At 70.1% G+C, this 10,153-nt stretch carries 10 protein-coding genes and 1 pseudogene; 3 read left to right on the top strand and 8 right to left on the bottom strand.

Annotated features, from left to right (window positions below; genetic code table 11):
• The 3 genes from B7767_RS26865 to B7767_RS26855 all read left to right on the top strand — a co-directional run.
• Positions 1 to 601, top strand: a 601-nt coding sequence (locus B7767_RS26865; RefSeq protein ID WP_085574441.1) for an SDR family oxidoreductase, incomplete at its 5' end; no start/stop codon positions are given.
• Between the two features lie 259 nt (positions 602 to 860).
• Entirely contained in the window at positions 861 to 2,444 is a 1,584-nt protein-coding gene (locus B7767_RS26860) for an acyl-CoA carboxylase subunit beta (protein ID WP_085574440.1), read from the top strand.
• Between the two features lie 14 nt (positions 2,445 to 2,458).
• The gene (locus tag B7767_RS26855; protein WP_085574439.1) at positions 2,459 to 2,647 is read left to right on the top strand and encodes an acyl-CoA carboxylase subunit epsilon; all 189 of its coding nucleotides are present in this window, start codon (positions 2,459 to 2,461) and stop codon (positions 2,645 to 2,647) included.
• A gap of 178 nt (positions 2,648 to 2,825) precedes the next feature.
• Here B7767_RS26855 and B7767_RS26850 read toward each other — a convergent pair whose 3' ends face one another.
• The 8 genes and pseudogenes from B7767_RS26850 to B7767_RS26815 form a co-directional block, all read right to left on the bottom strand.
• Positions 2,826 to 3,407: an ATP/GTP-binding protein gene (locus B7767_RS26850; RefSeq protein ID WP_030216560.1), complete on the bottom strand. Its 582-nt coding sequence runs from the start codon at positions 3,405 to 3,407 to the stop codon at positions 2,826 to 2,828.
• Positions 3,388 to 3,960, bottom strand: coding sequence for a DUF742 domain-containing protein (locus B7767_RS26845; protein ID WP_085574438.1), 573 nt, complete (start codon positions 3,958 to 3,960; stop codon positions 3,388 to 3,390). Before B7767_RS26845 ends, B7767_RS26850 begins: the two co-directional genes overlap by 20 nt.
• Positions 3,961 to 4,054: 94 nt before the next feature.
• The gene (locus B7767_RS26840) at positions 4,055 to 4,468 is read right to left on the bottom strand and encodes a roadblock/LC7 domain-containing protein (RefSeq protein ID WP_004983065.1); all 414 of its coding nucleotides are present in this window, start codon (positions 4,466 to 4,468) and stop codon (positions 4,055 to 4,057) included.
• 10 nt (positions 4,469 to 4,478) lie between these two features.
• Positions 4,479 to 7,697 (bottom strand): nitrate- and nitrite sensing domain-containing protein, encoded by a 3,219-nt coding sequence (locus B7767_RS26835; RefSeq protein WP_085574437.1) that lies wholly within the window; start codon positions 7,695 to 7,697, stop codon positions 4,479 to 4,481.
• Positions 7,698 to 8,074: 377 nt separating this feature from the next.
• Positions 8,075 to 8,665, bottom strand: coding sequence for an ATP/GTP-binding protein (locus B7767_RS26830; protein WP_073936442.1), 591 nt, complete (start codon positions 8,663 to 8,665; stop codon positions 8,075 to 8,077).
• Positions 8,646 to 9,041 (bottom strand): DUF742 domain-containing protein, encoded by a 396-nt coding sequence (locus B7767_RS26825; RefSeq protein WP_004924977.1) that lies wholly within the window; start codon positions 9,039 to 9,041, stop codon positions 8,646 to 8,648. Before B7767_RS26825 ends, B7767_RS26830 begins: the two co-directional genes overlap by 20 nt.
• A 111-nt stretch (positions 9,042 to 9,152) precedes the next feature.
• On the bottom strand, positions 9,153 to 9,566 hold the full coding sequence (locus tag B7767_RS26820; protein ID WP_003993189.1) for a roadblock/LC7 domain-containing protein: 414 nt from the start codon (positions 9,564 to 9,566) through the stop codon (positions 9,153 to 9,155).
• A gap of 9 nt (positions 9,567 to 9,575) precedes the next feature.
• A pseudogene (locus tag B7767_RS26815) lies at positions 9,576 to 10,153 on the bottom strand (hypothetical protein); the annotation flags it as partial.

Below are 10,153 nucleotides of genomic sequence, written 5' to 3'. Positions count from 1 at the left end.
GGTCCTGCTGCCCGCCGACCTCGCCGCGCCGGACGGGGCCAAGATGCTGGCACAGGCCGCGCTGCGGGAGACCGGACACATCGACGTGCTGGTCGCCGGGGCGGGCATCGGCTGGGCCGGGCCCTTCCTGACCATGCCGCACACCGACATCGACCGGGTGCTGTTCCTGGACCTCAACGCGACGCTGCACCTCGTGCGGGAGGTGCTGCCCGCGATGGTGGCGGCCGGCGGCGGCCGGGTGGTGCTCGTCGGCTCGGTGGCCGGCTCGGTCGGCGTACGGGAGGAGGCGGTGTACTCCGCGGCCAAGGCCGGGCTCGCCGCGTTCGCCGAGGCGCTCCGCCAGGAACTGCGCGGCACGGGCGTGGGGGTGACGCTCGTCGTGCCCGGCCCCGTGGAGACGGGCTTCTTCGCCCGCCGCGGCACGCCGTACCACCGCTCCCACCCGCGCCCCACCTCGGCCGGCCGGGTCGCGGCCGCCGTCTGGAACGCCGTCTCCCAAGGCCGCGACGACACCTACATCCCCGCCTGGCTCGCCCTCCCCTCCCGGGTGCGCGCCCTCACCCCCGGCCTCTACCGCAGGCTCCTCGACCGCTTCGGCTGAGACCCCGGCGGGGAGCCGACCACCGCCACCGCTACGCTCCGGGTGAGCAGACCGACCCGAACGGGTGCATGCGCCCCACATGAATGTGAGGTGGCTCTCAGGGGCCGTCTTTGTGCGACCTCTACAAGGGGGACGCCCTCTGAGCAGTCGGAACGGCTGCATGCCGCCGTGGTTCTGTTCAGGGGTACCAGGAAAACACCCCGGAGACTGTGAGGAGTCGACGGCTCGCATTTCCGGGTCGGCTTCGTAAGGTCACTACATGACCGTTTTGGATGAGGCGCCGGGTGAGCCGACCGACGCGCGCGGACGCGTGGCCGAACTGCACGAGATCCGTGCCCAGGCACTGGCCGGCCCGAGCGAGAAGGCGACCCGGGCGCAGCACGCCAAGGGCAAGCTGACCGCGCGGGAGCGCATCGAACTGCTGCTGGACCCGGGGTCCTTCCGCGAGGTCGAGCAGTTGCGCCGGCACCGGGCCACCGGCTTCGGTCTCGAGGAGAAGAAGCCGTACACGGACGGTGTGATCACCGGCTGGGGCACCGTCGAGGGCCGCACGGTCTTCGTCTACGCCCATGACTTCCGGATCTTCGGCGGCGCGCTGGGCGAGGCCCACGCCACCAAGATCCACAAGATCATGGACATGGCCATCGCGGCCGGGGCACCGCTGGTCTCCCTGAACGACGGCGCCGGCGCCCGCATCCAGGAGGGCGTCTCCGCCCTCGCCGGGTACGGCGGCATCTTCCAGCGCAACACCAAGGCGTCCGGCGTCATCCCGCAGATCAGCGTGATGCTCGGTCCCTGCGCGGGCGGCGCGGCCTACAGCCCCGCCCTGACGGACTTCGTGTTCATGGTCCGTGAGACCTCGCAGATGTTCATCACGGGCCCGGACGTGGTCAAGGCGGTCACCGGCGAGGAGATCACCCAGAACGGCCTGGGCGGCGCGGACGTGCACGCCGAGACCTCCGGGGTCTGCCACTTCGCCTACGACGACGAGGAGACGTGCATCCACGAGGTGCGCTACCTCCTCTCCCTGCTCCCGCAGAACAACCGGGAGAACCCGCCGCGCGTGGAGTGCGCCGACGACGCGGACCGCCGCAGCGACGTCCTCCTCGACCTGGTCCCCGCCGACGGCAACCGGCCGTACGACATGGCCAAGGTCATCGAGGAGATCGTCGACGACGGCGAGTACCTGGAGGTCCACGAGCGCTGGGCGCGCAACATCATCTGCGCCCTGGCCCGGATGGACGGCCAGGTCGTCGGCATCGTCGCCAACCAGCCGCAGTCGCTGGCCGGCGTGCTGGACATCGAGGCGTCCGAGAAGGCCGCCCGCTTCGTCCAGATGTGCGACGCCTTCAACATCCCGATCCTCACCTTCCTGGACGTCCCCGGCTTCCTCCCGGGCGTCGACCAGGAGCACGGCGGCATCATCCGCCACGGCGCGAAGCTGCTGTACGCGTACTGCAACGCCACCGTGCCGCGGATCTCGCTGATCCTGCGCAAGGCGTACGGCGGTGCGTACATCGTCATGGACAGCCAGTCCATCGGCGCCGACCTCACGTACGCCTGGCCGACGAACGAGATCGCCGTGATGGGCGCGGAGGGCGCGGCCAACGTCATCTTCCGGCGCCAGATCGCCGAGGCCGAGGACCCCGACGCCATGCGGACGCGCATGGTCAAGGAGTACAAGTCCGAGCTGATGCACCCGTACTACGCCGCCGAGCGCGGACTGGTCGACGACGTCATCGACCCGGCCGAAACCCGTGAGGTGCTGATCCGTTCGCTGGCGATGCTGCAGACCAAGCACGCCGATCTGCCGTCCCGCAAGCACGGCAACCCGCCGCAGTAAGGGAGACGCACGCCATGAGCACACCTGACATCCGCGTCGAGAAGGGGCACGCCGAGCCGGAGGAGGTCGCCGCGATCACGGCGATCCTGCTGGCCAGGGCCGCCGCCCGGCCGGCGGCTCCGGCCCACCGGGGCCGGGCGAAGGCCGGCTGGCGCCGCCTGGAACGCGAACCGGGCTTCCGAGCCCCCCACAGCTGGCGCTGACCCCGGGAAGGGCCCCTCCACCAAAGGAGGGGCCCTTCCCGCGTTCCGCGCCCGGGGCGACACCCCCAGGGGGCGCGACCAGCCACCGACCGACTCGCACCCGGCATACGACAGCCCCCGGCAGCACAGTGGCCGCAGGGGGCTGGTCGCGCCGCTCGGCGCAGACGGGCGGTGGCCGTCAGCGGAGGCGGGCCATCAGAGCGTGCTCCACCAGGGTGATCAGAGCCGACTTCGCGTCGGCGCGGTGGCGGGCGTCCGTGGTGATGATCGGGGTGTCGGGGCCGATCTGCAGCGCCTCGCGCACCTCGTCCGGCTGGTAGGGCTGCTGGCCGTCGAAGCCGTTGAGGGCGATCACGAAGGGCAGGCCGCTGTTCTCGAAGTAGTCCACCGCGGGGAAGCAGTCGGCGAGCCTCCTCGTGTCCACGAGGACGATCGCGCCGATGGCGCCGCGCACCAGGTCGTCCCACATGAACCAGAAGCGGTCCTGACCGGGCGTACCGAACAGGTACAGGATCAGGTCCTGGTCCAGGGTGATACGGCCGAAGTCCATGGCCACCGTGGTGGTGGTCTTGTCCCCGGTGTGGGTGAGGTCGTCGATGCCCGCCGAAGCAGACGTCATGACGGCCTCCGTGCGCAGCGGGTTGATCTCCGAAACGGCCCCGACGAACGTGGTCTTGCCCACGCCGAAGCCACCCGCCACCACGATCTTCGCCGAGGTGGTGGAGCGGGAAGGACCGCCGCTAGAGCTTGCGAAGTCCACTGAGCACCCTTTCGAGCAGTGTCACGTCTGGCTGGCCGCCGGCGTTCTCGTCGCCGCCGGGCTGATGGATGGCGACCAGTCCCGCCTCCGCCAAGTCGGCGACGAGGATCCTGGCCACGCCGAGAGGGATCGTCAGCAGGGCCGAGATCTCGGCCACCGACTTGATCTCCCGGCAGAGGGTGCAGATCCGCTGATGCTCGGGCAACTGGCCCTGCATCTGGTGCGGCTGCGCGGTGGTGTGCACCAGCGCCTCGATGGCGAGCTGGTACCGCGGCCTGGTGCGGCCGCCCGTCATCGCGTACGGGCGCACCAGGGGATTGTTCGACGCCCCGGCGGGCGCCGGCTCGGGTGCCCGGCGTTGCGGCTGCACCGGCTGGATGCGAGGGGCGTGCGGCTGGTCGTACGGCGAAGGGCCGGGGCCCTGCGGCGCGTACGGCTGCCGGTGCTGTGGCGCGGAGGGGTATCCGTACCGGTTCTGGGAGCCGTCGTTCTGGCCCTGGGCAGGACCGTACGACCAGTTGCCCGCTGATGAACCGTCTGGGGGTGTTGCCACTTTCTCCTCCTCCGACTGTGCCTGGCGCCCATCACTGTGGAGCCGCGTCCCGAAACCTTACGGCCCCGGGACGCCAAAACGCACCGTCTGTCCTCTAGTTGAGAAGGCTCCCTTGGAGCTCCGCTCGAAGATCCGGCGTCAGGACCGTACCGGCCCGGTCGACCAGAAGGGCCATCTCGTACCCAATGAGGCCGATGTCCGCCTCGGGATGTGCGAGAACCGCGAGCGACGAACCGTCGGAAATGGACATGATGAACAGGAATCCCCGCTCCATCTCCACAACCGTCTGGTTCACGCTGCCGCCCTCGAAGATCCGGGAGGCGCCTGCCGTCAGAGACGTCAGACCGGAGGCGACGGCCGCGAGCTGGTCGGCGCGGTCGCGCGGAAAGCCTTCGGACATCGCCAGAAGGAGTCCGTCGGCGGAGACCACCACCGTGTGGGACACCCCCGGGGTGTTGTCCACGAAGTTGGTGATCAACCAGTTCAGGTTCTGTGCCGCCTGGCTCATCGGGCTCACACTAACGCTCCTGGTTGTAGGTGCTGTCAGAACCGAAGCCCTGACCGTTCGTTTCACTGCCCGCGCTGCGGCCCTTTTGGACGCCGCGACGCAGGTTGCTCAGCCTGCCCCGGACGTCTTCCGGGGCGCGGGAGACCTGGGGGCCTCCCTGGGGGGTGGTTTCGGCGGCTCCCTGGACCAGGTTGGCCTTGGGGACTCGCCGCGGCAGACCGGAGGAGGTCACTCCGCCGGCCTTGGGCTTCCGGAGCGACGATGCCTGCTGCCAGCGCTCGTCGTTCGCCGAACGCCAGCCGCTGTCGCCGTCACCCTCCGGAGTGGAAGCCGGCGGCTCCTGGTTCGCACGCCGCGCGCCGCCCGAGCCGTTCGCTCCGCCCGCGGTGGATCCGCGGCGGGGAAGCCCGGCGTCGGTCAACGGGTGGACGTCGGAGACAGCCGGTCCCGGACGGTCGAAGCCTACGCTGTCCTGCTCACGTGCGTCAGCGGCCTGCGTATTTTCCGATTCCGGGGCCTGAGCAGGGTACTGGTCCGGGTAGCCGTTGTGGTAACCGCCCTGCTGCGGCCAGTCGTCCTGGGCCGGCTCCGGGTAGGAGGCGTCCGGGTAGCCGCCGTTGGACGAGAAGGCGTCGTTCTGCGCCTGTCCACCGTCCGGCGCGTAGAACCCCTCGCCGTACGTCTGCTGCTGCGGCTCCTCGTACGCCGTCCGCTGCCCGTTGTCGTACGCCTGCTGGTCGTACCCGGCGGTCTGCTGCTCCTGGTAGCCGGCGTCGAAGCCCTGGCCGTTGTCCTGGTAACCCTGGCCGTCGTCGTAGCCCTGCGGGGCGGCGAAACCGTCCTGGTAGGCGGACGCCTCGGGGGATTCCTGGCCGTTCGCGGCGGCCGGCTCGGGCTGCGCCTGGGACTCCAGGGCCGCCCGGCGCTCCTCGCGCATCAGGGAACGGCCGACCGGGTCCAGGTCGCGGATGTCGTCCGGGACCTCGTAGCGGCTGTCGTCGAAGCCCAGCTCCGCGGCGGTGCGCAGCGGCTGGCGGTTGAAGTCCTCACCCTGGAAGTTCTGCTCCGGGATGATCTGCGAGACCGTGAACTCGTCGCGGGCCTGCTGCTGCTCGCCGCCACCACCGTGGGTGATCGCGTCCGGCAGCATGACCAGCGAGGTGGTGCCGGCCTGCTCGCCCGAGGGGCGGAGCTGGACCCGGATGCCGTGCCGGTCGGACAGCCGGCCGACCACGAACAGGCCCATGCGCTGCGAGATCGCCGCGTCCACGGTCGGCGGGTTGGCCAGCTTGTGGTTGATGTCGGCGAAGTCCTCGGCGGTCAGGCCGATGCCCTTGTCGTGGATCTCGACCATCACGCGGCCGTCGGGGAGACGGGTCGCGGTGACGCGGACCTTGGTCTGCGGGGAGGAGAACGTGGTGGCGTTCTCCAGGAGCTCGGCGAGCAGGTGCACGAGGTCGGTCACCGCGCGGCCGTGGATCTCGGCCTCGGGGACACCGGACAGCTCGATGCGCTCGTACTGCTCCACCTCGGAGGAGGCGGCGCGCAACACGTCGACCAGCGGCACCGGCTGGTCCCAGCGGCGGCCGGGCTCCTCGCCGGCGAGGACCAGGAGGTTCTCGCCGTTGCGGCGCATACGGGTCGCGAGGTGGTCCAGGCGGAAGAGGTTCTCCAGCTGGTCCGGGTCGGCCTCGTTGTTCTCCAGGTCGGTGATCAGGGTCAGCTGGCCCTCGATCAGCGACTGGTTGCGGCGCGACAGGTTGGTGAAGATCGCGTTGATGTTGCCCCGCAGCAGGGCCTGCTCGGCGGCGAGCCGGACGGCCTCGCGGTGGACCTGGTCGAAGGCGCGGGCGACCTCGCCGATCTCGTCGGTGGTGGAGATCGGGATCGGCGCGACCTTGGTGTCGACCCGGCCGGGGTCGGTACGGGAGAGCTGGTCGACCAGCATCGGCAGGCGCTGCTCGGCGATGCCGAAGGCGGCGTTGCGCAGCTGGCGCATGGAGCGGCTCATCTGGCGGGCCACCATGCCGGCCAGGATGAACGCGGCGAGCAGGGCGATGACGACGGCGGCGCCGGTGATGAGGGCGTCGCGCTGGGCGTCGTCGGCGATCTGGGAGGCCTCGCTCACCGCGGTGTCGGTGAGATCGGACTCGATCTCGCGGTAACCGTCGAACTTGAGGGTGTTCACGGCCCACCAGTTGGCGGGGGTGATGCCCTGGGCGGCGAGTTCGGCGCGGGCGGACGCGTCCGTGGAGGGGAGCCGGCCCAGCTCGGAGATCATCGTCTCCGTCTTGGCGGGCGGCGCCACGTAGTCCGGGTCCCTCTGCGAGGCATCCCGGGCCATGACCTTGCCCTCGGCCTGGATCCGCTGCGCGGTCTGCTCCAGCTTCTCCACGTCGGCCTCGGTGCCGCCGCCCCTGTACTCCTCGATGGCGATGCGCTCGAGGTAGGCGTAGGAGGAGAGGGCCACGCGCTGACTGGCGAGCTGGCTGTCGGTCGGGCCGGGCTTCACCAGCAGGTGCATGCCGATGGAACGCTCCAGCGACAGTGCCGACTTGGTCAGCGAGATCGCGTAGACCGTACGTCCGTAGCTGGTGACGTTGCCGGTGCCGAGGCCGAGCTCGTTGGCCAGCTCCATCAGGGGGTGGGCGACGGCGACGTAGCCCTCCTCGGTCGCGACCCCCTTGAGCTTGGAGGTGTACGCGGCGGCACGCAACGAGGTCAGCTGGGGTTCGGCCTTGCGGAACAGATCCATCCGGCGCTTCAGGCCGGGCTTGTCGGGCATGCTCCGCGCGGCCTCGTCGAAGGCGTCGGCGGCCTTGTCGGTCGCGGCACGGGCTTTGGTGACGTCGGGGTCGCTCGTCCCCTTGCCCTGCAGCAGCGGGACCGCGGTGACGTCCCGCTCGTTGTAGAGGGCGTCGGCGTACGTGAGGGAGGCGCGCACCAGACGCGCGGTGTTCTCCGCGTCCTCGGCCTCGCTCCAGGTGTCGATCGAGCCCTTCACCTGGAAGCCGCCCATGACCAGACCGACCAGCACGGGTATGAGCAGGATCGCGTTCAGCCTGGTCGTCACGCGCCAGTTGCGCGGAGAAAGGCGGCCTCCGCTCTTGGCGGGCGCGGCCGTGGGCTCGGGACCGGGCACGGGGGCGGGGGCGGGCGCCGCTGTGCGCGGCGGCGGCGTGAAGTTGCCCCGGGCCGACGGCTCGGGACTGTTCTTGCTTCGCCTCACTCGACCAACAACCTCTCGGCGGTCGGCACCATCGTTGTGCCGCTGTGTCTCAGAGCCCGGTGTGCCATCGACTGTGGAGTACGTCTTTGACTATTGGGCAGTTCAGGCATTCCAGCATGCCGACCAGGGCTCTTCCAAACACTGGAAGGCGAGGAATCCGAGTGATGTAAGTCCCAGATAAAACGGTCATACAGAGCGAGCACCGGCAAAAGGCGGTTCGTTCGTGCGCGCAGCGGCACCGCGCGACCGCGTCGCGTGTCGACCTCCTCCGATTCCTCTGCCGAAACGTTATGAACACCGGGGCCGGCCGTGTCAAAGGACACAGCCGGCTCCGGGACGTCTACGACGACTGTTGTACGTCGCCTCTTTTTCCGGCTTTACCTGAGACGCGCCATGAGAGCGTGCTCGACCAATGTGATCAGCGCACTCTTCGCATCCGCGCGGTGGCGGGCGTCGGTGGTGATGATCGGGGTGTCGGGACCGATCTGGAGCGCCTCGCGCACCTCTTCCGGCTGGTAGGGCTGCTGCCCGTCGAAGCCGTTGAGGGCGACCACGAAGGGCAGGCCGCTGTTCTCGAAGTAGTCCACCGCCGGGAAGCAGTCCGCCAGCCGGCGGGTGTCCACCAGGACCACCGCGCCGATGGCGCCGCGCACCAGGTCGTCCCACATGAACCAGAAGCGGTCCTGACCGGGCGTACCGAACAGGTACAGGATCAGGTCCTGGTCCAGGGTGATACGGCCGAAGTCCATGGCCACCGTGGTGGTGGTCTTGTCCCCGGTGTGGGTGAGGTCGTCGATGCCCGCCGAGGCGGACGTCATGACGGCCTCCGTGCGCAGCGGGTTGATCTCCGAGACGGCGCCGACGAACGTGGTCTTGCCCACGCCGAAGCCGCCCGCCACCACGATCTTCGCGGACGTGGTGGCGCGGTTTTCGGAGACCGCCCCGCCGTTAGAGCTTGCGAAGTCCACTGAGCACCCTTTCGAGCAGTGTCACATCCGGGGCGCCGGTCGTCTCGTCGCCGCCCGGCTGGTGCACGGCGACGAGTCCCGCCTCCGCCAAGTCGGCCACCAGGATCCGGGCAACACCCAGCGGCATGTTGAGCAGCGCCGAGACCTCGGCGACCGACTTCACCTCACGGCACAGATGGCAGATGCGCTGGTGCTCCGGGAGGAGCCCCATGAGCGCTGCCGGGTCGGCCGTCGTACTGATCAGTGCCTCGATGGCCAGCTGATAACGCGGCCTGGTCCGGCCGCCGGTCATCGCGTACGGACGCACCAGCGGCTGGTCGCCCTCGTCCTCGTACGGCTCCGCGTACGGATCATGAGAGGCGGTGGGCGGGGTCATGGGTCCTCCGGGCGGGACAGCAAGTCGGTCAGTCAAGCCGTCTGACGGGGCCGGTGGGGGGAATGTGGCGGCCGGACGGTGATTTGGTGAGACGGGTGGTGCCGGGGCCGATCAGTGGAGCAGACTTCCTTGTAGCTCAGCGCGGAGGTCCGGGGTGAGGACCGCTCCCGCACGGTCGACCAGGAGCGCCATCTCGTAGCCGACGAGGCCGATGTCGCACTCGGGGTGCGCGAGAACGGCCAGGGACGAGCCGTCCGAGACGGACATGAGGAAGAGGAATCCCCGCTCCATCTCGACGACCGTCTGGGCCACGCTGCCGCCTTCGAAGATCCGGGAGGCGCCGGCCGTCAGGGAGGTCAGTCCCGAAGCGACGGCCGCGAGCTGGTCCGCGCGGTCGCGCGGGAACCCCTCGGACATGGCCAGCAGAAGACCGTCGGCGGACACGACGACGGTGTGGGACACCCCGGGGGTGTTGTCCACGAAGTTGGTGATCAACCAGTTGAGGTTCTGTGCCGCCTGGCTCATCGGGCTCAACTAACGCTCCTGCTGGTGAGTGGGGTTCGGGAAGCTGCCGGTCTGGGTGGTACCGGCCTGACGACCCTGTGCGATACCCCGACGGAGATTGGTCAGCCGGCCGCGCACGTCATCGGGGGCGCGCGAGACCTGAGGACCGCTCTGGTGCTGTTGCTGCTGAGCCGTGCCCGGGACGAGGTTCGCCTTGGGCACCCGGCGCGGCAGGCCGGAGGTGGTGACGCCGCCCGCGGCCGGCTGCCGGACGCGTTCGGCCTGCCGGACCAGCTCGTCGTTGGGCGAGCTGCGCCAGGCGGTGGAAGCGGACCGCTGCGGACCGGTGGGGGCCTGCGGCTGCTGGGGCTGCTGTTGCTGTTGCTGCTGGGGTGCCGGAGCCGAGCCGTTGCCCTGCTCCTGCCCGCCGCCACCGTGGAACCAGTTGGTCTCCAGGGTGTCGTACAGCGGCGTACGCCCGTCGCCCGGGCCGGACGCGGGCGGCAGCGCCCACGCGTCGGACACCGCGCGCCCGTCGGGCCGCTGCGCGGTACCGCCGGGGCCCTGCTGTTCCGGGTGGACCGGACGCTGCTGCGGGGCCGGCGGAC

Source organism: Streptomyces sp. 13-12-16 (genome assembly GCF_002114215.1).
In the GTDB taxonomy this organism is placed as follows: Bacteria; Actinomycetota; Actinomycetes; order Streptomycetales; family Streptomycetaceae; genus Streptomyces.
The sequence above is the reverse complement of the archived record's forward strand: the minus strand, read 5'-3'. Positions and strand labels throughout refer to the sequence as shown.